Genomic DNA, 20,587 nt, shown 5'->3' on the forward strand with positions numbered 1-20,587 from the left:
GTGCATCCACCCGCCCACCCGAAAGGTCGGCTGGATCTGGTCCAAGATCCCTCACACCGACATGCTCGAGACAACACGCCCGAATGGGCCTCCAAGATTGCCCGTGCAGGCTTGAGCACTCCACTCACACACGGATGAACAACGTATTTCGGGCTATGCCCCAGTGCTCAGCGGGAGTCGGCGACCGTTCGCGGCCCGGCCTGTGGTGTCTCCGCCCTCGCCGGGCCCGCGTTCGCCGCGAGCAGTAGGGTCGCCACGGCGACGAGCGCTGCGGTGAAGCCTCGGGCGTACCGCTCGGCGGTGCGTGTGCGTTCGAGCACGGCGACCTCGCAACTGGGGCGGCGACTTACGGCGGCAACGTGTTAAGCACGTTCGACAATGCGGCTTAACACTCCGTTTAACCTAGGGGCAGCACCGGCCGAACGGCAAGAGGCACAGGGGGAGTTGGCGTGGGGGAGCGTGATGATCCGGGGACCATCGGCCGCCGGGTGCAGCGGTTGCGTGTGGAACGCGGACTGACGCAGCGGCAGTTGGCTGAACCCGTGTACACACCGGCCTACATCTCCACCCTGGAGTCCGGCCGGGTGCGCCCCTCGGACGACGCCCTGCGGCATCTCGCGGAGCGCCTCGGCGTCGCCTTCGACGAGCTCGCCGGCGGGCACTCCGCCCGGCTCGTCACCGGACTGCGGCTGCGGCTGACCGAGGCCCGGCGCACCCTCGCCGTCGGCGAGGCCGAGGCGGCGGCCGAGCAGTACGCCGAGCTGCTCGGCGAGGCCGAGGCGAACCACCTGGCCGCGGAGCAGTCCGCCGCGCTGCTCGGGCTCGGCGAGTGCGCCCTGGAGACGGGCGAGCTCGTGGCCGGCCGGCAGTACTTCGAGCGGGCCGAGGAATGTCTGGCCGGCGCCCCGCTGCCCGCCCGCGTCCCGGCCCTGCGCGGCCGGGCCGTGGCCCACTACCTCGCCGGTGAACTCCGCTACGCCGTCTATCTGTTGGAGACCACCCTCGACGAACTCAACCGCGGCGGCCTGCACGACCCGGACGCCCTTCTCCTGCTCTACGCCAGCGCCATCGGCCCCTACATGGACATGGGCGCGCACGCCCGGGCCGCCCAGGCCGCCGAGTTCGCCCTGGCCCTCGCCCCCCGGTCCGACGACCCCGCCCTGGTCGCCCGCATGCACCGGTCCGTCGCCCGCACCCTGGTCGCCGAGGGCCGTCTCGCCGAGGCCGACGCCTCCCTGGCCAAGGCCGCCGAGCTGTACCGGACCCTGCAGATCCGCACCGAGCTCGCCAACTGCCACTGGATGCGCGGCTACGTCTACGCCCAGGACGGCCGGCTGGAACGCGCCGAGGAGGAACTGCGGCAGGCCCTCGGCATGCTGTCGGCCAGACGCGCCGCGCTCTACAGCAGCCAGGTCGCCGTGGAGCTGGCCGACGTGCTGCACCGGCGCGGCCGGTCCGACGAGGCGGCGGCCCTGCTGCACGACGTCCTCGGGCACCTGTCCCCCGAACGCGGCGCCGTCCACTCCGCCGCCGCGCACCGCCTGCTCGGCATCATCGCCGAGGACGCCCAGCGCACGGAGGACGCCGAGGAGCACTACGTCCGCGCCCTGAGCCTGCTGGAACGGGCGGGCGCCGCCGGTGACCTGGCCGATCTGTGCCGGCTGCTGGGGGACCTGCTGCGGCGCACCGGGCGGGTGGAGGCGGCCCTGGACGCCTACCGGACGGGCCTCGGGCACCGCACGGCCCCCGGCACCACCACCCTCGGGCCCGCGCCCGCACAGCCGCCGCTGTGAGAAAGCCGCCCGCACAGCCCCCGCTGTGAGAAACCAGGGCCCTCGCACAGCCGTGCGGGTTAGCCTCCCACCCGGGATGTGAACGACCGGGGCGGGCGCGTGGAGAACCAACGGACGGTGGCCGACGGCATACGGCTGGGCCTGCGGGCCCTGGTCCACGCCGTCCTCGGCGGTGCCGCGCTGCTCGCCATCGCGACGGTGGCGTCGGTGCTCGGGCCCATGCTGGCGCTCGACCTCTACACCCCGCCCGTCGCGGCCTGGTGGACGGTGTTCACCGCGATCACCGTCCAGGGTGTGCCGTTCCTGCTGCTGGGCACGCTCGTGTCGGCGGCGATCGGGGCGTTCGTGCCCGAGCGGGTCTTCCAGCGGGTGCTGCCCCGCCGCACGGCGCTCGCCGTACCGGTCGCGGGGGCTGCCGGGGTCGTGCTGCCCGGCTGCGAGTGCGCGTCCGTGCCGGTGGCGGGAAGCCTGATGCGGCGGGGCGTCGCACCGGCGGCCGCGCTGGCCTTCCTGCTGTCGGCGCCCGCGATCAACCCCGTCGTGCTCGTGGCGACCTCGATCGCCTTCCCCGGGCAGCCGGAGATGGTCCTCGGCCGCCTGGTCGCCTCGCTCGCCACGGCCGTGGTGATGGGCTGGCTGTGGGCGCGGTTCGGGCGGGAGGAGTGGCTGCGGCTGCCGAAGCGCGGCGGCGGGCAGGCCCCGGGCGGCGGCCCGCGCGCCTTCGTCTCCGGGCTCCAGCACGACTTCCTGCACGCGGGCGGTTTCCTGGTGCTCGGGGCGGCCGCCGCCGCGACGTTCGACATCGTCGTGCCGCGCTCGCTGCTGGAGGTGTTCACCGGGTCGGCCTGGCTGTCGGTGCTGCTGCTCGCGGTGCTGGCGGTCGTGCTGTGCGTGTGCAGCGAGGCCGACGCGTTCGTGGCCGCATCGCTGAGCGGCTTCTCCCCGACCGCGCGGCTGGCCTTCATGGTGATCGGGCCGATGGTCGACCTGAAGCTCATCGCGCTCCAGACGGGCACGTTCGGCAGGGACTTCGCGGTGCGGTTCTCGGCGGCGACGTGGGTGGTGGCCGTGACGAGCAGCGTCCTGGTCGGGTGGTGGCTGCTGTGAGGCGCTACGGACCGGCCGTCCTGCTCGCGCTCGTCGGCGCGGCGATCCTGCGGGTGTCGCTCTTCAGCGAGCTGTACCTCCGGTACGTACAGGCGGGGCTACGGCCGTACCTGGTGGTGTCGGGGGCGGCGCTGGTGCTGTTGGCGGTGGCGGTGGCGGTGGCGGGGGTGGCACGCGGGGCGGCTGTTCACGAGGCCGAGGGCCACGAAGGCGGTGACGGTGACGGCGGCGGTGACGGTCACGAGGGCGCTGGAGATCACGCAGGGCACAGCCACAGCGACACCCACAGCCACGGCCCCGCCGGACCCCGCGTCGCATGGTTTCTCACCCTCCCCGCCCTCGCCCTCCTCCTCTTCCCGCCGCCCGCCCTCGGCTCCTACAGCGCGGAGCGCGAGGCGGCCCAGCGTGCCGCGCAGGGCGTCGGCACCTTCCCGGACCTGCCGTCCGGGAACCCGGTCGACCTCACTCTCGGGGAGTTCGGCTCCCGGGCGGTCTACGACAGCGGCCGTTCCCTGAAGGGCCGTACGGTCCGGCTCACCGGCTTCGTCACCCGTGACGGCGATGGCACCTGGTACGTCACCCGCCTCCTCGTCTCCTGCTGCGCCGCCGATGCCACGACCGCCAAGGCAGAGGTGCGCGGTGTGGAGGCGCCGCCGGTCGACACCTGGGTGACGGTCACCGGCACGTGGCACCCCGAGGGCGAGCTGGGCTCGACCGAAGCCTGGCCACCGGTCGTCGACGTGACGTCCCTGCGGCGGGTGCGGCAGCCGGACAACCCGTACGAGAAGCGCTGAGGCCCGGTTCCGCACGGTGACGCCCCGCCCGGTGTTTTGCCCCACTCGCAACGGGTAGTCGGGGCACGGTTCCGGGAGGGCTCGGATTGATCCGGGCGGGTGCCGGGCCCGGTGCCGGGCGGGCACCGGGCCCGGGTGCGGTCGTGTGCCGTGGTCGCGTGCTGCGGTGGCTTGCTGAGGTCGGCCGCGGTGAACGAAGGAGGCGGTGGTCGTGCGGCCCAGGGACGATCCCCGAGGCGCCTCCGAAGGCGACGACGGCGACGGCGCCCGGGGCCACGGCCGCACCAGGGGTGGTGGCCCGGACCCGGACGGAGCCCGGGCCGCCGACGTGATCGCCAGAGGCGTGCGGGGCGCCGAGCCCGGAGAGGTTCCGGGGCGGCTGTGCGAGGTGGCGGTGGAACTGCTGCCGGTGATCGGCGCGAGCGTGTCGCTGCGCAGCCAGGGCATGCCCGTGCAGCTGAGCGCGAGCAGCCCGCAGGCCGCGCACCTGTCGCAGATCCAGGCGACACTGGGCGACGGCCCCTGCCAGAGCGCCGTGGAGGACGGCGCGCCCGTGCTCGCCTGCGACCTGACCACCGGCCGCGACGCGGGACGCTGGCCGGTCTTCGCCCAGCAGGCGACGGAGGCCGGGGTGCGGGCCGTGTACGCGGTTCCGTTGGGCAGCGGCGCGGCGTGCGTCGGCACGCTCGACCTGTACCGCGACCGTCCCGGCGCTCTCACCGATCGCCAGCTCCACGTGGCCCGGATCGTGGCCGGCGTGATGACCGTGGCCCTGATGGCACTCCCGCACGGCGACGAGCCGGAGACGCGGGACGGGGAGGACGACTGGCTGAGCGGCCTGGCCTCCGACCACGACGAGGTCTACCAGGCCGTCGGCATGATCATGGCGCAGCTCGGCGTGGCCGCGGACGACGCGCTGGCGCGGCTGCGGGCGGACGCCTTCGCGCGCGGGCGTACGGCCCTGGAGGTGGCCCGAGACGTGATCGCCCACCGCACGCGCTTCGACCGCTGACCGCTGGCCGCTGGCCCGCTGATCGGCGCCGACGCGGTGGACGAGGCCGACCCGCTCGGTGAGCGCCGCAACTCCGGGCACCACCGCGCTCGTGACTGCCGGCGGACCGAGGCCCAGCCGGCGGGAAGTGGGCGCGGGGCGGCCAAAACGCCGGCAGCCTGCCCGCTGCCCGCTGCCCGCTGCCCGCTGCCCGCTGCCCGCTGCCCGCTGCCCTCCGACCGACCGGCGCCTTTGGCCGGCACCTGGGGCTGGCGGTCGAGGACCCGCACCCGGCACCCGGCGTTTGGGGCCGCCGCCCGGAACCGCCGCCCGGAACCGCCGCCCGGAACCGCCGCCCGGAACCGCCGCCCGGAACCGCCGCCCGGAACCGCGCCGCCCGGGACCGAGCCGTCAGATCTGCGCCCGCCCCTGCTTCCTGATCTCGGCCAGCCGCTGCGCCCCGAGCTGCACGGCCTGTTGAGTGACCTCCGCGTACACCTCGTCGAGGCCCGCGTTGGTGAGGGTGATCGTCTCCTCGCCGACGCGGACGGCGGCGAGGTCGACCGTGAGGTACGTCAGCTCCCCCTCCTCCGTCTCGCCGGCCAGCGTGACCCGCAGGGCCTGCCGGGCGTCTCCCACCGGCGGCAGCGGCAGGTCGCCGACCTCCACGCCCTGGATGCCGCCGCGGGTGGTCGCCGCCGTGAACTGGCCGCACCTGCCGGGCAGCGACTTCATCCAGTCCAGCGTGCGGTCCACGTCGGCCGGGGGGTGGGCGGTGACCCGGTAGTGCAACTGGGCGTCGGTGTCGCCGTCGTCGAGCGCGGACGTCGCCTGCGGGCCCTCCGGCGTGCCGAACGGCTCCTCCGTGTAGAGGGCGTCCAGCAGCCGCTGGCAGTCCCGGTCCTCCGTGGTGGCCTTGAGCAGTCCGTCCCGCCAGGTCCGCGCGCCCCGGGTCGGCGCCCACGGCTCCCCGAGGTCGGCCTCGGTGACCAGGGCCGCCCGGGCCTGCGCCTCGGTGAGGGCGGCCCCGGAACCGGCGGGCTGCTCGACGGCGGGTGACGCGCCGGTGGCGGACGCGGAGGCGGAGAACCACCGGGGCCGCGGCTCGTCGTCGACGGAGCAGCCGGCCGTGGCGAGCAGGGCGGTCGCGGACAGCGCGGACAGCGCGGAGGCCAGGAGGGCACGGGTGGCCGGGGGACGGGTCATCGGGGTGCCTCCTGCGGGGGCTCATGGAGGCGCCTTCGTGCGGGGGCGGGCTCTCCAAGATCGGGCGGGTGCTCTTACGGCACCACCGCGACCGCCCGCCCACCAGCGATACGGGCCGTCCGGGTGACCGGACCAGGACGTCCCCCCGGACCAGGACGTTCACCGCCCCCCCAGGACCAGAACGCCCACCGCCCTCTGTCCGAAAACCCGTCGTCCGCCGCCCGGCCCCCTGTTACGATCATGCCCATGCAGCGAGTCCAGCCGTTCCCGTCCTCCACGACGACGCCGGAGACAGTCCCGGCGCGCTGACAGCTGACCCAGATGTCCGAAGCCCCGGGGCGAGTGCCCCGGGGCTTCGTCGCGTGGTGCTCGCCTCCCAGACACGAGGAGCCACCATGCACGACCACCGCCGACTCGGCCGTGAACTGGACCTGTTCGACACCGATCCGCTGATGGGCGCCGGTCTGCCGTACTGGCTGCCCGACGGCGCGGTCGTGCGGCACACCCTGGAGGAGTACATCCGCGACGCGGAACGGCGGGCCGGCTACCGGCACGTGTACTCGCCCGCCCTCGGCAAACGCGAGCTGTACGAGACCTCCGGCCACTGGGAGCACTACGGCGACGACATGTTCCCGCCGATGGACGTGGGTGCCGAGCAGGTCCTGCTGCGCCCGAGTCTCTGCCCCCACCACGCCCTGATCTACCGCTCCCGCTCCCACAGTTACCGAGAACTACCCCTGAGAATGGCCGAGTTGGGTGGCATGTACCGCTCGGAGCTGTCCGGTGTCCTCGGCGGCCTGACCCGGGTGCGGTCCATCACCCTCAACGACGCGCACATCTTCTGCACCCTGGAGCAGGCCGTCGAGGAGGCCAGGGCAGCGCTGGAGCTGATCGGCCGTGCCTACGCGGACCTGGGCATCCGCGCGGCCCGCTACCGGCTGTCCCTGCCCGGCGAGGGCGGCAAGTACGTGGCCGACCCGGAGCTGTGGCGGCGCGCCACCGCCCTGCTCCGGGAGGTCCTGGACGGCTCCGGCATCCCGTACGAGGCGGCCGAGGGCGAGGCGGCCTTCTACGGCCCCAAGATCGACGTGCAGATCACCGATCCGGCCGGCCGGGAGGCCACCCTCTCCACCGTGCAGATCGACTTCCACCAGCCCGAGCGCTTCGACCTGCACTACATCGGCCCCGACGGCGCGAAGCACCGCCCGGTCATGGTGCATCGCAGCATCATCGGCAGCGTGGAGCGCGCGGTCGCCCACCTCCTCGAGGAGCACGGCGGCGCGTTCCCGCCGTGGCTGGCGCCGGTGCAGCTGATGGTCCTGCCGGTGGGGGAGGAGCAGTCCGAGGCCGCCCACGCCCTGGCCGGACGGGCCCGGGAGCGCGGGCTGCGTGCCGAGGTGGCCGGCCCCGAGCAGGGCACCCTCGCCGCCCGGATCCGTTCGGCGCGGCTGGTGCCGTACCAGGCGGTGATCGGCGGGCGGGAGGCCGCCGCCGGCCTCGTGGCTCCCCGTCTGCGGGACGGCAGCCGGCCGGACACCCTGCCCGGGGACGAGCTGCTGCGCCGCGTCGGCGACCGGGTGGCGGCCCGCGGCCCCGGGCTGTGGGACCCGTCGTAGGACGGGTCCGCCCCGGGGCGCGGCCGGTCTCAGAACGTCCAACGCGTGTGGCTGTACACCCCGTTGTCCCGGCCGAAGCCGTACGCCGTGTCCGGGGTCACCGCGAACACCACCGCGTCGCCGCTGCGGAACGAGTCCCCGATGCCGTGGAAGGTGCCCTCGGGGGAGGTGATGTGCGGGCCGTACTTCGTCTCGTACGCCGTGATCACCTCCTCCAGGCGCGCCCGGTCGGCGACCGGCTCGGCCGTGCCCTCGACGACGAGGTCGAGCCCGTCGGTGAGGGAGTTCGCGCCGGTGGTCAGCGCGCAGTGGGCGTCGTGCGCCAGGTTCTTCGCCTTCTGCTCGGTGCGGCCGGTGGAGAAGTACAGCACCCCGTCGTGCCAGGCGGCGATGCAGGGCGTGACGTGCAGCCGGCCGTCCGGCCGCACGGTGGACACCCAGAAGATCTCGGCGGCCTCCAGCCGCCCCTGCGCCTCGGCCCAGGCGGTGGCGGTGACCTCCGAGGCACCCGGGCGGGGGTTGAGCGCGGAGCTGTAGCGGGCGTCGAGCTCGGTCGTCGGTTGCTGTGCGGGCATGGCGGAACTCCTTCGTCGTCTCCTGCCCGTAACGACCGTCCGGCGGGGCCGGAATCATCGCCGCGTCCGTTCGTGTGGCCGGGGGCGCCGGTCAGCGTGCCGTCCAGGGGCGGAGCTTGTCGGGGTTGAGCACGGCCCAGACGTGCTGGATCCGGTCGCCCGCGATGTCGAACGCCAGCACCGACACGGTGACGCCGTCCTTGCGGGCCACCAGGCCGGGCTGGCCGTTGACCGCGCACTCCTCGAGCGAGATGCCGGGTACCGCGCGGGCCCGGTCGGCGAAGAAGCGGGCGACCCGCTCGGCGCCCTCGACCGGGTGGAGCGCGGCCGACACGAGCCCGCCGCCGTCGCCGGTCGCGGTCGCGTCGGGGGCCAGCACGCCGATGAGACCGTCGATGTCCTGGTCCTCCCACGCCCGCCGGAAGGCCCTGACCACCTCCGCGCGCCGGGCCTCGGGCGCGGCGGGAGGCCGCTGCGCGCGGACGCGGCGACGGGCCGAGGAGGCCAGCTGGCGGCAGGCGGCCGGGGTGCGGCCGACGATCTCGGCCACCTCGGCGAACGAGTAGCGGAAGACGTCGTGCAGAACGAACGCGACCCGTTCGGCCGGGGTCATCGACTCCAGCACGACGAGGAAGGCCATGGTGACCGACTCGTCGAGGGTGACCCGGTCCGCGGGGTCGGCCGGCCCGGCCGCGGTGCCCCCGCCGACCCACTCCGTGCGGCCGGGCAGCGGCTCCGGGATCCATTCGCCCACGTACCGCTCGCGCCGGGCCCGGGCCGAGCCGAGCAGGTCGAGGCAGATCCGGCCGGCGACGGTCGTCAGCCAGCCGCCGGGGGAGGCGATGGCGTCCCGCTGCCGCTGCGACAGGGCGTACCAGCGGACGTAGGTCTCCTGCACGACGTCCTCGGCCTCGGCCAGGGAGCCGAGCAGCCGGTACGCGAGATTGATCAGCTGCCGCCGCTCACGCGTGATCGCGTCCAGGTCGTCGGACGGTTCGGACGGTTCGGACGGGGTGCTCATGGTGTGTCGTCCCTCGGTCGCAGGTGCCCTTTCCCGTCCGACGAGACAGCGCACCGGAATGTGAGGCCGGCGGGCCACCTCACATTCCGCGGGGCTGTGTCGTCGTACTGCCGAGACCGATATCAGGACCCCTTTCCCTTCAGGAGCGATCATGACCACCGCGACCGCACTCGGCGAACTGACCGGTGACTATGTCCTCGACACCGCCCGCACGCGCATCGGCTTCACGGCCCGTGCCGCGCTGGTCGGCAGGGTGCGCGGACGGTTCGACGCGTTCGAGGGCAGCGCCCGCCTGGACGGGGGCAGCCCGTCGCAGTCCGCCGTCCGGCTCACGATCCGGGCGGCGAGCGTCCAGACCCGCAACACCAAGCGCGACGACCATCTGCGCAGCGGCGACTTCCTGGACGCCGAGTCCCATCCGGCCCTCACCTTCGCCTCGACCCGCGTGGAGCAGACCGGCGGTACCCGCTTCGGGGTCACCGGCGATCTGACCGTGCGGGGCGTGACCAGGCAGGTCACCGTCGACCTCGAACTGACCGGATCCGGCCGCGATCCGCAGGGCGGAGGCCACCTGGCCGCCTTTACGGGCCGGACGGTCATCGACCGCCACGACTGGGGTGTCAGCGGGGCCCGCGGCATGGTCGGCCGGAAGGTGACGCTGGAGTTCGACGTCATGGCGGTACGCCGGTCCTGACGCGGGCCGGAGCCCGGAACGGGCCGGGGCCCAGGCCGTAGGGTCGCTGGTGCGGAGCCTTTCCGCGCAGCCACTGGAAGGAGTCCCCGCCGTGACGGACGGTCAGCCCATCCCGGTGATCATCGACTGCGACACCGGTGTCGACGACGCCCTCGCCCTGCTGTTCGCCGTACGGCACCCGGCGCTCGACGTGCGGGCGATCACCTGCGTGGCCGGGAACACGGACGTCGACGGCGTCGTCCGCAACACCCTGACCGTGCTGGAGCAGGCGGGTGCTCCCCCCATCCCCGTCGCCCGGGGCGCCGAGCGGCCGCTGATCGAGGCTCCCCGTTCGGCGCGGCACGTGCACGGGCACGACGGCATGGGCGACCTGGGCCTGCCGGAGCCGTCCCGCGGGCCCGCCGACGTCGACGCGGTGACGCTGCTGCGGCGCGAGATCCTCGCCTCCCCGCGCCCGGTCACCCTCATCCCCACGGCTCCCCTCACCAACATCGCGCTGCTCCTGCGCACGCATCCGGAGGTGGTCGGCAACATCGAGCGGATCGTCTTCATGGGCGGCGCGGCGGCCGTCGGGAACGCCACGCCCGTCGCGGAGTTCAACGTCTGGCACGACCCGGAGGCGGCCGCGATCCTGCTCACCGCCGGGGTGCCGATCACGATGTACGGGCTGGACGTGTTCACCCGGGTCGTGGTCCCCGCGGCGGATGTGCGGAGGCTGCGGGCGAGCGGTGAACCGGGGGCGCGGCTGGCCGGGGAGCTGCTCGCGCACCGTCCGGCCCATCCCGACAGCCGTCCCGACGACCCCTCCGAGACGGCCGGCGGCCTCGGCGACGCGGGCGCGGTGTGCGCGGTCGTCGACCCGGAGGGCCTGACGACCCACCGCCTCCCGGTCGACGTCTCCCTCGCGCCCGGTCCGACGCGCGGCATGACGATCGTGGACCGCCGCCTCCGGCCCGGCGAGGCGGAACTCCACGAGGGCACGCGCGAACAGCCGCTGGTCGATGTGGGGTTGGACGTGGACGTGGAGCGTTACGTGAAGCTGTACCTGGCGACGGTCGAGATGTGATCTATTGACTCTCGATCGCTATCGATCGAGAATCGATAAATGAATGGCTTTCTCATCGCCGCGCTCCGGGCCGGTATCGCCTTCACCGTCCTGGTCGGGCTCTTCGGGCAGATCGTGGTCATACCGACGACGGCGGCCGACGAGGTCGACCGCTTCCCGCCCTACGAGCCCTTCGCCGCGCCGTACGCGGCCGTGGCGATCGCCGGGGTCGTGTGCGTCCAGATCGCGCTCGTCGCCGTGTGGATGCTGCTGACGATGGTGCAGCGCGATGCGATCTTCACGCCGCGGGCGTTCCGGTGGGTCGACGTCGTCATCGGGGCGTCGGCGATGGCGACCGCGCTGGCGCTCGGGGCCGCCGGGCATCTGGCCGTGGCGGAGATTCCCTCCCCCGGCGACGGCATGGACGTCGAGAGCGCGCTGGCCGCGGCGACGGCGGCGGTCGCCGTCGGGGCGGCGTTCGCGATGCTGATGGTCGTCATGCGGAGCCTGCTGCGCAAGGCGACGAGCCTGCAGAACGAGATGGCCGCAGTCGTCTGATCATTGGTCTGACCGGTGGTCTGCCGGTGGTCTGCCGGTGGTCTGCCGGTGGTCTGCCGGTGGCCTGACGAGTGGTCTGACCGGTGGTCTGACGGGTGGTTTGACCGTGAGCGCAGGAGAGCGCCCGGTGTGCTGTCGCCGCCGGACGACAGCGCACCGGGCGCCCTTCGGGTTCGGGCGTCCCTGCTCGTGTCCCTACAGGGTTCGGGCGCCCTTACGCGCTGCGCTTGGCCGCGCGGCGACGGGTCGCGACGACGAGGGCCGCGCCGCCCGCCAGCAGGGCCGCCGCGCCGAGCGCGATCGGGCCGGTGCTGCTGTCGGCGCCGGTCTCGGCGAGGTCGCCGCCACCGCCGTTCGGCTTGGGCGCGACGGGCGTCGACTCCGAGGCGCTCGGGGTGGGCGTGTCCGTGTCGGAGGACGGCGGCGTCGAGGGCTCGGCCGGCTCGGACGGGGACGCCGGGGGCGTGGTCTCCTCGGCCGGCTCGGACGGGCTCGCGGGCGGCGTGGAGGCGGGCGGCGACGTCTCCGCGGGCGGCGGGGTCGTGCAGTTCTTGGTGCCGCCGTTCCAGGCCGCGATCAGCTTGTCCTTGATGACCGGGCGGTCCGGGCCCTTGGGCAGGCCCCCGTGCTCGAAGCCGTCCTTCGCGTCGAGCTCGCCGTCGAACTTCACCGCGCCCCGGTAGAGGTCGATCTGCCCGAAGCAGCCCTTGTCCGGGATGGCGATGTCGAGCGACTCGGTGCCGCCCGGCTTGACCGTCACCGTGTCGAAGTCGACGAACACCTGCTCGCCGGAGGTCGCGAACGTCGCGCCGTGGGCGAGGTAGGAGGCGAGGGAGGCCGTGCAGGTGGCCGCGTCGCCGGCGGTGCGGACCTTGATGTGGACCTTGCCGTCGTCGGTCGGCTTCAGGTTCTGGTCGTCGACCTTGACCGAGTCGGTGAAGGTGGTGCCGTCGAGGGAGAACTGGCAGCGATCGGTCCCGGTCTCCGTGCCTGCGCCCGTGCCGGGCTTGTAGCTGCCGCCGGACGACCAGCCGTCCCCGCCGGGCGTACCGTGCGCGAACGCGGTCGTGGCGGAGGCGGCGCAGAGGGCGAGGGCCGCGGCGCCCGTCCCCAGCAGGCGTCGCGCGGTGACACGTCTCGCTATGGACATGCGTATCCCATTTCTTGGCGTGTGCCGAACCCGGGTGGCGGCATGCGGGCAGCGCGCGGCGCGCGGCTGCCGGGGCCGTACCGGGGGGTGAGTGGTCTGAGAAACACTGGGCTCATTGGTCACATGCGCCTCAGTGGCCCCCATCGTGGCGGCGCCGCAGCACGCTGTCAACCTGCGGTAATGCAAAGGAAGTTGCGCCGCCATCACACTTTCGTCACAGCAGGAATGGACTGCTCCGATCGGCGCGATGGTTCCTTTTTCCGGCATTCTGGACAGATTCAATGCTGTCGCCCGTATGCCCTGCGAAGGAGACCGCGTGACCGATCGCTCGACCCTCGACCTGTCGTCCCGTGACCCCGACTGGTGGCGCCAGGCCGTCGTCTACCAGATCTACCCCCGCAGCTTCGCCGACGCCGACGGCGACGGCCTCGGTGACCTGCGCGGCATCACCCGCCGTCTCACCCACCTCGCCGCCCTGGGCGTCGACGCCCTGTGGCTGAGCCCCTTCTACCCGTCCGAACTCGCCGACGGCGGCTACGACGTCGCCGACCCCCGGGGCGTCGACCCGCGCCTGGGCACCCTCGACGACTTCGACGCCCTGGTCGCCGAGGCCCACCGCCTCGGCCTGAAGGTCATCGTCGACATCGTGCCCAACCACTCCTCGCACCGGCACGTCTGGTTCCAGGAGGCCCTGGACGCCGGACCCGGCTCGGCGGCCCGCGACCGCTACGTCTTCCGCGACGGGCGCGGCGGACACGGCGAACTCCCGCCCACCGACTGGCAGTCCGTCTTCGGCGGCAGCGCGTGGAAGCGGGTGCCCGACGGCCAGTGGTACCTCCATCTGTTCGCCCCCGAGCAGCCCGACCTCAACTGGGAGAACCAGGAGGTCCGCGCCGACCACCGCACCACCCTGCGCTTCTGGTCCGACCGCGGGGTCGACGGCTTCCGCGTCGACGTCGCCCACGCCCTCGCCAAGGACCTGAGCGAACCCCTGCGCGACCTCGGCGCCCCCGAGCTGAGCGGCGAGGAGGCACTCGCCGCGATGCCGCCCGGCACCCACCCCTTCTACGACCGCGACGACGTGCACGAGATCTACCGCGACTGGCGCAAGATCCTCGACGCCTACCGCCCGCCCCGCATGGCCGTCGCCGAGGCGTGGGTGCCCGGCGCCCGGCGTGCGCTGTACGCCCGCCCGGACGAACTGGGCCAGGCCTTCAACTTCGAGTATCTGCAGACCGGCTGGGACGCGGAGGAACTGCGGCAGGTCATCACCGACTCGCTCGCCACCGCCCGGGCGGTGGGCGCCTCGGCCACCTGGGTGCTGTCCAACCACGACGTCGTACGGCACGCCTCCCGCCTCACGCTGCCGCCCGGCACCGACCCCAACGCCTGGCTGCTCTCCGGCGGCCACGCCCCGGCCGTCGACGAGGCGGCCGGGCTGCGCCGGGCCCGGGCGGCCACCCTGCTGATGCTGGCGCTGCCCGGCTCGGCGTACGTCTACCAGGGCGAGGAACTCGGCCTGCCCGAGGTCGCCGACCTGCCCACCGAGGTCCTCCAGGACCCGATCTGGGAGCAGACGGGCCACGTCCGCAAGGGCCGCGACGGCTGCCGGGTGCCGCTGCCGTGGACGACGACCGGACCGTCGTACGGCTTCGGGCCCGGCGGTGCCTGGCTGCCGCAGCCGCCCGCCTTCGCCGCCTACGCCGTCGAGGCGCAGGACGGCGTCGAGGGCTCGACGCTGGAGCTGTACCGCACGGCCCTGCGGCTGCGCCGCAAGCTCCTCGACGGCGAGGAGCTGACCTGGGCGGACGACGCCCCGGACGGCGTGCTCCGGTTCGACCGCTCCGAGGGGTGGCGCTGCGTCACGAACCTCTCCGGCAGGGCGGTCGAGCTGCCGGCCGGGGAGGTGCTGCTGACCAGTGCGCCGCTGGAGGACGGGAAGGTCGGGCCGGACACGACGGTGTGGCTGGGCCGGTGAGGTCGTCCTTCGGCTGCGGCGCCGTGGGGGCCGGTCGCGCAGTTCCCCGCGCCCCTTCGGGGCGTGAGCCGCTCGCGTGGCGCGGTGCTGTGGCGGATCGTCTTCGGTTGCGGCGCCGTGGTGGCTGGTCGCGCTGTTCGCCGCGCCCCTTTGGGGCGTGAGCCACTGGCGTGGCGCGGTGCTGTGGCGGATCGTCTTCGGTTGCGGCGCCGTGGTGGCTGGTCGCGCAGTTCCCCGCGCCCCTTTGGGGCGTGAGCCACTCGCGTGGATCAGCGGGGCGTGCCACCCGGGGGCAGGCCCGTGAGAATCGTCGGCGGAGTGTCTTCGACGGCCGGACACGGACAAGGAGCCCCGCCCGCGATGAACAGGTACAGCAGGACAGCAGCCGTGGTGGGGGGCGTCGTGGTGGGTGTGCTCATGGTGCCCGGGGCGTCCGCGGTGGCCCGGGGCGGTGGGCTGTGGGGAGCGGCGACGATCGCACCCGGCCGGGAGGGCATCGTCGAGGTCGCTGGTGTCCCGGAGGGCGCCGAGGGCGTGACGCTGACGCTGACCGCACCCCGGGGCACGCGGGTGACCGGCGCACCGCTCGACGCGTCCGGCTACCGCGGCTCGGTCGCCGCCGACGGGCGCAGCGCCGCGTACACCGTCACCGGCGGGGTGTCCGGGCGGGACGGCGTGCTCCCCTTCGTGCTGGCCGTGCCCGGGAACGCCGTCCCGGGCACCCGGCTGCGGGACTGCTCGCTGCGCCTCACCGACGCCCGGGGCGTGCCGCGGGCCGTCGGCCGGTGTTCGGTGACCGTGGGCCTGGCCTCGCCGACCCTGACCCGCCCGCTGTCCGGTGTACCGCTGGCCGCCCGGCCGGAGGTCTCCGGCACCGCCCACCCGGGAGCCCAGGTCACCGTCCGGGACAAGGACGACCAGGAGGCCTGCGCGACCACCGCCGCCCCCGACGGCACCTGGAGCTGCGCCCCCGGCACCGCCCTTCCTGCGGGTGCCAACCGGCTTCAGGCGGTCGCCGCCCTGAACGGGGTGAGTGCGATGAGCGAGCAGATCGACATCGTGGTGGCGGAGGCCGGCGCGGGTCGTCAGTAGCGCACGGCGCGGGCCACGTCCGTGCGGACGTCGCCGGAGAGGTCGTGGGTGCTGCGGGCGGTGGCCGTGGCGGACTCGCCGGCCTGTACGTGGTCGACCGTGACGATGACGGTGTCGACCAGGTCGCCCCCGGAGCTCTTGAAGTCGACCTGGACGGCGAAGGAGCGGGTCGAGTCGTCGGAGTTGCGGACGGTGACCTCGGCCCGGACCCGGCCGTCGGAGCCGGCGACGGGCGTGCCGATCCGCACATCGCCCTTGACGTCGATGCCGTCCTGGATGTCGTCGAGGCGACGCCCGGCCTCCGCCGTGGCCGACTCGATCGCCTCCGAGGCCCCGGACGCGATCGATCCCACCGCGGACTCCGCCTTGCTGGCGGTGTCCGCGGGAGTGTCGTCGCCGCTGCAGCCGGTGAGCACGGCGGGCAGGGCGAGCGCCAGGGCCGCCCCTCCCGTCGCCCAGCGGGTCCGGTGGCGGGCAGCCATGTCGCCTCCCTGGTCCTCTACGGCCCTACGGCCCTACGGCCGCCTCACTGCCTCATGTGCGGCCGAGTCCGCCGCCGCCGAAGGATCCACTGGATCCCGGTGACCAGCGGCGCGGCTTCTGGTCCTTTCCGGTCCTGGTGCTCGCGCGATGGAGCTCATGGGGCATGATCCGCTGCCCGTCGCGTGTCACGACCGGCACGTCGTCGGGCTCCCGCATCTCCCGCTCCTCGCGGACCGGCCCGCCGTCCGGGACGTGCGGCTGTTCTTCCGGGGCGGGGTGATGGGTGTCCGTGTCCATGACCCGCATCCCGACCCGCACGGCCCAGATCAGCGCACAGGCCACGATCAGCCCGCCGACGAAGGCGATGGTCACGGCGACCGCGTGATCTGACGACGCCGCCAGTTCTGCATACGTTGCCGTATTCATGCCCCAAGTATCGCCGACGGAATGCGATAAAGCGCCCGGAATGCCCCTTCGGTATGTGCCCGGCAACCCGGGCCGCGCCGGTGACGACCTCACGGTGACACCCCGTCCCCCACACGTGGAGATCACCATGCGCAGACACCTCGCGCGGCTGCTCACCGTGCTCGCCGTCCTGGCGGCCGCGTTCGCCACGCCCGGCATGGCGTCCGGCGTGACGTCCGGTACGGCCGCGTCCGGCACGGCGTCCGGTACGGCCCGGGCCGCCGACGAGTGGAACCCGCCCGCGCACCTCGCCCAGCCCCTGAACGAGGTGTGGAACCACGTCTCGTCGACCTACCCGGACCTGTACGGCTTCCGGAACTACGGCTGGGACCAGGTCATGGCCAACCGGGGCACCGTCAACTACTGCGTGCGCTGGGAGTCCGACGCCCCGGTCAGCGCCGCCCTGCGCGACCGGATCCACGCGGCGCTGAAGAAGCAGTTCGGCAAGTGGATGTCCGCGATGGTGGTGAACGGCAAGGGCCACAACGCCTGGCCGTACACCACGGTCCCGGTCGACATCGTCGGCTGGGCCGTGAAGAACCGCTCCACCCTCCAGTGGACCGACAACTCCGTCGACATCTACAGCGGCGTCCTGGACAGCGGCGGCGCCCCGCAGTGCGCCCCGGACTGCGGTCGCTTCTTCCACCAGGACGGCAACTACTCCAAGTGCCCGGGTGGCGCCGCCCGCCACTACGACCAGTCGCTGTGGCTGACCAAGGGCTTCCAGGGCGGCGCGGGCGGCGACTGGGGCCAGCGGATGGGCCAGGAGTACTTCACCGGCGCCCTCGGCCAGGAGAACATCCACATCTACCTGCACGAGGTCGGCCACACCTTCGGCCTCGACGACTTCTACGACTGGTCGCCGACCGGTCAGTGCTGCTTCCTGATGAAGGCGGGCAGCGCCACGCAGATCACCGAGTTCGACACGTGGATGCTGCGCGACTTCTGGCGCCATCTGAAGAGCCGCTACGGCCTCTGACGGGCCGCGGGCGGTGCGGGCGGCCCCGGCCCCCGTACCGCCCCGCGGGGTACGGTGGAGGAACCGAGGGTATGTCGCAACCGGTGGCCGAACCGGTCTCGCCCCGGCGCTCCACGCCATCCCGGGACGCTCCCGGGACCTCCCCCACCGGGCTCGCGGCTTCGCCACCTCGTGGCCACGCACCCCCACGCAGCAGGAGCCCCTCGATGACCTCCGCCTCTTCGCCCCCGCCGTCCGTCCCCGCGCCGAGCGGGGTCCGGCTGCGGATCGCGGACCAGCCCCGCCGGGGCAGCACGGCCCGACGGATCGACGGGGCATGGTGGCCCCGCTCGTACGACCTGGCCGCCGAACTGCCCGGGCTGCTCGGCGGGCTGCCGGATGCCTGGGGTCCGATCAGCAGCGTCCTGGTCAACGGCGACACTTGGCCGGACTGCCCCGAGCGGATGGTCGTCGCGGGCAACGCGGTGCACGTGGGCCGCACGGACTCGCCGACCGCCCCGCACACCGTCTGCCTGCTCGCCTCCGGCCGTGGCCGCTGGGACCTGCTGGTGGTGCCGCCCGCCACCGAGGAGGCGGAGGCCGGCCGGCTCATGGAACGGGCCGTCGAGCAGGGCGTCTGACTCAGCGCGCGAGCAGGACCAGGGCCAGGGCGGCCAGCGCCGGGACGGTCTGGACGAAGATGATCTTCCGGCTGGCGGTCGCGGCGCCGTAGATCCCCGCGATCGCGACGCACACCAGGAAGAACACCGAGACCTGGAAGCCCACCGGGTCGGACGCGACCGCGCCCCACACCAGTCCGGCGGCGAGGAAGCCGTTGTAGAGGCCCTGGTTGGCCGCCAGGGCCTTCGTCTCGGCGGCGAACTCGGCACTGGTGCCGAAGGCGGCCCGGGCCCGCGGCGTGGTCCACAGGAACATCTCCAGCACCAGGATGTAGGCGTGGAGCGCGGCGAGGGCCAGCACCGCGAGCGTGGCGAGCGTCGACATGCGCTCATCATCACAGCACCGCCCGGCCCGTCCTCGTTCGGGCCCTCCCGGGAGGCGCCGCGGGTCCCGGACTGGCAGATTGCGCCCAGAGGAAGGCCGGCCCCGGCCGTCGCGTCCCCGCGTGTGCCGCTCGGGAGCCGGGACCGGCCTTCCCGCTTGCGGCGCGGTGTCAGGTGACGGGGCGGGGCGTGGAGCGCCCTGGCTCTCGCACCCCTGCCGCTGCCGGCCGGGGGTGACGGGCGGAGGACGGCGTCGATCCGCGTGCCCGGAGGCCGGCCCGCGTTGCGGGATAGCACCCCCGGGGGCCCGGAGGCCACGCCTGCGTTGCGGGGTCGCACCCAGAGGGTTCGGAGGCCACGCCTGCGTTGCGGGATAGCACCCCCCGGGGGTCCGGAGGCCACGCCTGCGTTGCGGGGTCGCACCCAGGGGTCCGGAGGCCACGCCTGCGTTGCGGGGTCGCACCCAGGGGGCCCGGAGGTCGGCCCACGTTGCGGGATAGCACCCCCGGGGGCCCGGAGGCCACGCCCGCGTGCCTGACGTCGTGTCCGTGCGCCCTGGACGTCGCGTCACCCCCGTAGCCCACACCTCCTCGCCCCCCGACGGACGTGCCCCCACGCCCCGCCCTGCTGCCGGCCCCAACTCCCTTCCGCCGCAACTGCTTTGCGGTCTGCGGCCGGTTTTCGATCATCCCTCGGAAGGATGTAAGGACCATTCGCTGCCCATGACGATGTTCCCGACCTGTTCGAACACGCGCGGTCGAAAAGCGACGCACTCGAACACCACGGAAGGGACAAGCAGTTGCGCATCGCCCGGCTCCTCGGAACCGTTCTGGGCACCACCTTGCTGACGACCACCGCCGTGCTGACGGCTCCTGCGCACGCCGGCACCGCCGCCGTCCGGGACACCGCCACCCTGGACAGACCCGCCCTGCGCGCATCGCTGGACGCCGTCCACGAGGCGGGCATGTACGGCGTCTTCTCGTCCGTACGGGACGGCCGCGCAGGGTGGACCGGCGCCTCGGGGGTGGCCGACGTGGCAACCGGACGGCCCGTCACGCCGGACATGCGGCAGCGGGTGGGCAGCATCAGCAAGACCTTCACCGCCGTCGGCATCATGCAGCAGGTGGAACGCGACCGGATCCGGCTCGACGCGCCCGTCGGCGACTACCTCCCGGACCTGATACCCGGGGAGCGAGGCCGGGAGATCACGGTCCGCATGCTCCTGAACCACACCAGCGGCATCGGCGACTACGTCCTGAGCGCCTTCCCCTCCCTCGCCAAGGGCTCGACGGACAGCCTCGAAGAGGAACGCTTCCGCTCCGTACGCCCCGCGGAACTCGTCCGGATGGGCCTCGCCGCCCCCGCCACCGGACGTCCCGGCACGGTGCCCGGCTCGTACTCCAACACCAACTACGTCATCGCCGGGCTGCTGCTGGAGAAGGTCACCGGCCAGAAGGCCGGCGCCTACCTCGCCCGTCACGTCATCGACCGAGCCGGGCTGCGCCACACGTACCTGCCGCGCACCCCGTACATCAAGGGCCCGCACCCGCGGATGTACGAGTCCTGGTTCGGCCTCCTCGACCCGCCCCGCGACTTCAGCGTCTACGACATGTCGTGGGCGTCCACCGCGGGTTCGGTCGTCTCGACCACCGACGACCTGAACCGCTTCTACCGCGCCCTGCTCGGCGGGAAGCTGGTCGGCAAGGCGTCCCTCGACGAGATGACGCGCACGGTCCCCGTCTCCGGCATGGACTACGGCCTCGGCATCTACTCCCTCGAACTGCCCGGCTGCGGCCGCTTCTGGGGCCACGACGGGGCGGTGTTCGGAGCCGGCACGATCGCGCTGTCCAGCCGTGACGGCAAGCGCCAGGTGGCTCTCGCGCAGAACCTGATGAAGTACCAGGAACTCGACGAGAACGGCCGCCCGAAGCAGCACCCGATCGACGACGCCATCGCCGCGCATGTCGTGCGCGCGCTCTGCAAGGACGCCCCCGCGTCCGGAATCAACCATTCTCGGTTGACCAAGAGCCTCAGGTTTGATCAGCTGTCGCACTAGT

At 73.6% G+C, this 20,587-nt stretch carries 21 protein-coding genes; 13 read left to right on the forward strand and 8 right to left on the reverse strand.

Annotated features, from left to right (window positions below; genetic code table 11):
* Positions 1-167 precede the first annotated feature (167 nt).
* Positions 168-320, reverse strand: a complete 153-nt coding sequence (locus IE153_RS26935) for a hypothetical protein (RefSeq protein ID WP_189592392.1) — start codon at positions 318-320, stop codon at positions 168-170.
* 129 nt (positions 321-449) lie between these two features.
* On the opposite strand from IE153_RS26935, the gene IE153_RS26940 reads away from it, so the two are divergent.
* From IE153_RS26940 to IE153_RS26955, 4 genes are all read left to right on the forward strand, one after another.
* Positions 450-1,793: a helix-turn-helix domain-containing protein gene (locus tag IE153_RS26940; protein WP_189592393.1), complete on the forward strand. Its 1,344-nt coding sequence runs from the start codon at positions 450-452 to the stop codon at positions 1,791-1,793.
* A 117-nt stretch (positions 1,794-1,910) separates the two neighbouring features.
* Positions 1,911-2,900 (forward strand): permease, encoded by a 990-nt coding sequence (locus tag IE153_RS26945; protein ID WP_229829186.1) that lies wholly within the window; start codon positions 1,911-1,913, stop codon positions 2,898-2,900.
* Complete coding sequence (locus IE153_RS26950; protein WP_189592395.1) at positions 2,897-3,694, forward strand: TIGR03943 family putative permease subunit; 798 nt, start codon at positions 2,897-2,899, stop codon at positions 3,692-3,694. The genes IE153_RS26945 and IE153_RS26950 overlap by 4 nt, the downstream gene beginning before the upstream one ends.
* A 211-nt stretch (positions 3,695-3,905) precedes the next feature.
* Positions 3,906-4,706, forward strand: a complete 801-nt coding sequence (locus tag IE153_RS26955) for a GAF and ANTAR domain-containing protein (protein WP_435811804.1) — start codon at positions 3,906-3,908, stop codon at positions 4,704-4,706.
* A 390-nt stretch (positions 4,707-5,096) separates the two neighbouring features.
* On the opposite strand, the gene IE153_RS26960 is transcribed toward IE153_RS26955, so the two are convergent.
* Positions 5,097-5,891 carry a hypothetical protein gene (locus tag IE153_RS26960; RefSeq protein ID WP_189592397.1) on the reverse strand — a complete coding sequence of 265 codons (795 nt, stop codon included), beginning with the start codon at positions 5,889-5,891 and terminating at the stop codon, positions 5,097-5,099.
* Positions 5,892-5,914: 23 nt separating this feature from the next.
* Here IE153_RS26960 and thrS point away from each other — a divergent pair, with 23 nt between their 5' ends.
* Positions 5,915-7,507 carry a threonine--tRNA ligase gene (gene thrS / locus IE153_RS26965; protein ID WP_308432210.1) on the forward strand — a complete coding sequence of 531 codons (1,593 nt, stop codon included), beginning with the start codon at positions 5,915-5,917 and terminating at the stop codon, positions 7,505-7,507.
* A gap of 29 nt (positions 7,508-7,536) precedes the next feature.
* Here the strand turns inward: thrS and IE153_RS26970 are convergent, their stop codons facing one another.
* Positions 7,537-8,082, reverse strand: coding sequence for a pyridoxamine 5'-phosphate oxidase family protein (locus IE153_RS26970; RefSeq protein WP_189592399.1), 546 nt, complete (start codon positions 8,080-8,082; stop codon positions 7,537-7,539).
* Between the two features lie 91 nt (positions 8,083-8,173).
* Positions 8,174-9,103 carry an RNA polymerase sigma factor SigJ gene (sigJ, locus tag IE153_RS26975; protein WP_189592400.1) on the reverse strand — a complete coding sequence of 310 codons (930 nt, stop codon included), beginning with the start codon at positions 9,101-9,103 and terminating at the stop codon, positions 8,174-8,176.
* Positions 9,104-9,254: 151 nt separating this feature from the next.
* Between sigJ and IE153_RS26980 the strand changes: the two genes are divergently transcribed.
* From IE153_RS26980 to IE153_RS26990, 3 genes are all read left to right on the forward strand, one after another.
* Complete coding sequence (locus tag IE153_RS26980; protein WP_189592401.1) at positions 9,255-9,797, forward strand: YceI family protein; 543 nt, start codon at positions 9,255-9,257, stop codon at positions 9,795-9,797.
* Positions 9,798-9,888: 91 nt separating this feature from the next.
* A complete protein-coding gene (locus IE153_RS26985; protein WP_189592402.1) occupies positions 9,889-10,863 on the forward strand; it encodes a nucleoside hydrolase in 975 nt (324 codons plus the stop codon).
* Between the two features lie 39 nt (positions 10,864-10,902).
* Positions 10,903-11,400: a DUF2975 domain-containing protein gene (locus tag IE153_RS26990; RefSeq protein WP_189592403.1), complete on the forward strand. Its 498-nt coding sequence runs from the start codon at positions 10,903-10,905 to the stop codon at positions 11,398-11,400.
* Positions 11,401-11,614: 214 nt separating this feature from the next.
* On the opposite strand, the gene IE153_RS26995 is transcribed toward IE153_RS26990, so the two are convergent.
* Complete coding sequence (locus tag IE153_RS26995) at positions 11,615-12,550, reverse strand: LAETG motif-containing sortase-dependent surface protein (RefSeq protein WP_189592404.1); 936 nt, start codon at positions 12,548-12,550, stop codon at positions 11,615-11,617.
* Between the two features lie 295 nt (positions 12,551-12,845).
* Here IE153_RS26995 and IE153_RS27000 point away from each other — a divergent pair, with 295 nt between their 5' ends.
* Both IE153_RS27000 and IE153_RS27005 read left to right on the forward strand, forming a co-directional pair.
* Positions 12,846-14,528 (forward strand): glycoside hydrolase family 13 protein, encoded by a 1,683-nt coding sequence (locus IE153_RS27000; protein ID WP_189592405.1) that lies wholly within the window; start codon positions 12,846-12,848, stop codon positions 14,526-14,528.
* Between the two features lie 360 nt (positions 14,529-14,888).
* Positions 14,889-15,620, forward strand: a complete 732-nt coding sequence (locus IE153_RS27005; RefSeq protein WP_189592406.1) for an Ig-like domain-containing protein — start codon at positions 14,889-14,891, stop codon at positions 15,618-15,620.
* Here the strand turns inward: IE153_RS27005 and IE153_RS27010 are convergent.
* Positions 15,614-16,102, reverse strand: coding sequence for a hypothetical protein (locus IE153_RS27010; RefSeq protein ID WP_189592407.1), 489 nt, complete (start codon positions 16,100-16,102; stop codon positions 15,614-15,616). The genes IE153_RS27005 and IE153_RS27010 overlap by 7 nt on opposite strands.
* Before the next feature lie 52 nt (positions 16,103-16,154).
* The gene (locus IE153_RS27015) at positions 16,155-16,529 is read right to left on the reverse strand and encodes a DUF6479 family protein (protein WP_189592408.1); all 375 of its coding nucleotides are present in this window, start codon (positions 16,527-16,529) and stop codon (positions 16,155-16,157) included.
* A 127-nt stretch (positions 16,530-16,656) separates the two neighbouring features.
* Here IE153_RS27015 and IE153_RS27020 point away from each other — a divergent pair, with 127 nt between their 5' ends.
* Together IE153_RS27020 and IE153_RS27025 are read left to right on the forward strand one after the other, a co-directional pair.
* Positions 16,657-17,547 (forward strand): hypothetical protein, encoded by an 891-nt coding sequence (locus IE153_RS27020; RefSeq protein WP_189592409.1) that lies wholly within the window; start codon positions 16,657-16,659, stop codon positions 17,545-17,547.
* 206 nt (positions 17,548-17,753) lie between these two features.
* Entirely contained in the window at positions 17,754-18,167 is a 414-nt protein-coding gene (locus tag IE153_RS27025; protein ID WP_189592410.1) for a DUF5994 family protein, read from the forward strand.
* Position 18,168: 1 nt separating this feature from the next.
* Here IE153_RS27025 and IE153_RS27030 read toward each other — a convergent pair whose 3' ends face one another.
* Positions 18,169-18,531 (reverse strand): DUF1304 domain-containing protein, encoded by a 363-nt coding sequence (locus IE153_RS27030; RefSeq protein ID WP_189592411.1) that lies wholly within the window; start codon positions 18,529-18,531, stop codon positions 18,169-18,171.
* Positions 18,532-19,329: 798 nt separating this feature from the next.
* Between IE153_RS27030 and IE153_RS27035 the strand changes: the two genes are divergently transcribed.
* Entirely contained in the window at positions 19,330-20,586 is a 1,257-nt protein-coding gene (locus tag IE153_RS27035; protein WP_189592412.1) for a serine hydrolase domain-containing protein, read from the forward strand.
* Position 20,587: the final 1 nt, after the last annotated feature.

Origin of the sequence: Streptomyces massasporeus (assembly GCF_014648995.1) — a bacterium.
GTDB lineage: Bacteria > Actinomycetota > Actinomycetes > Streptomycetales > Streptomycetaceae > Streptomyces > Streptomyces massasporeus.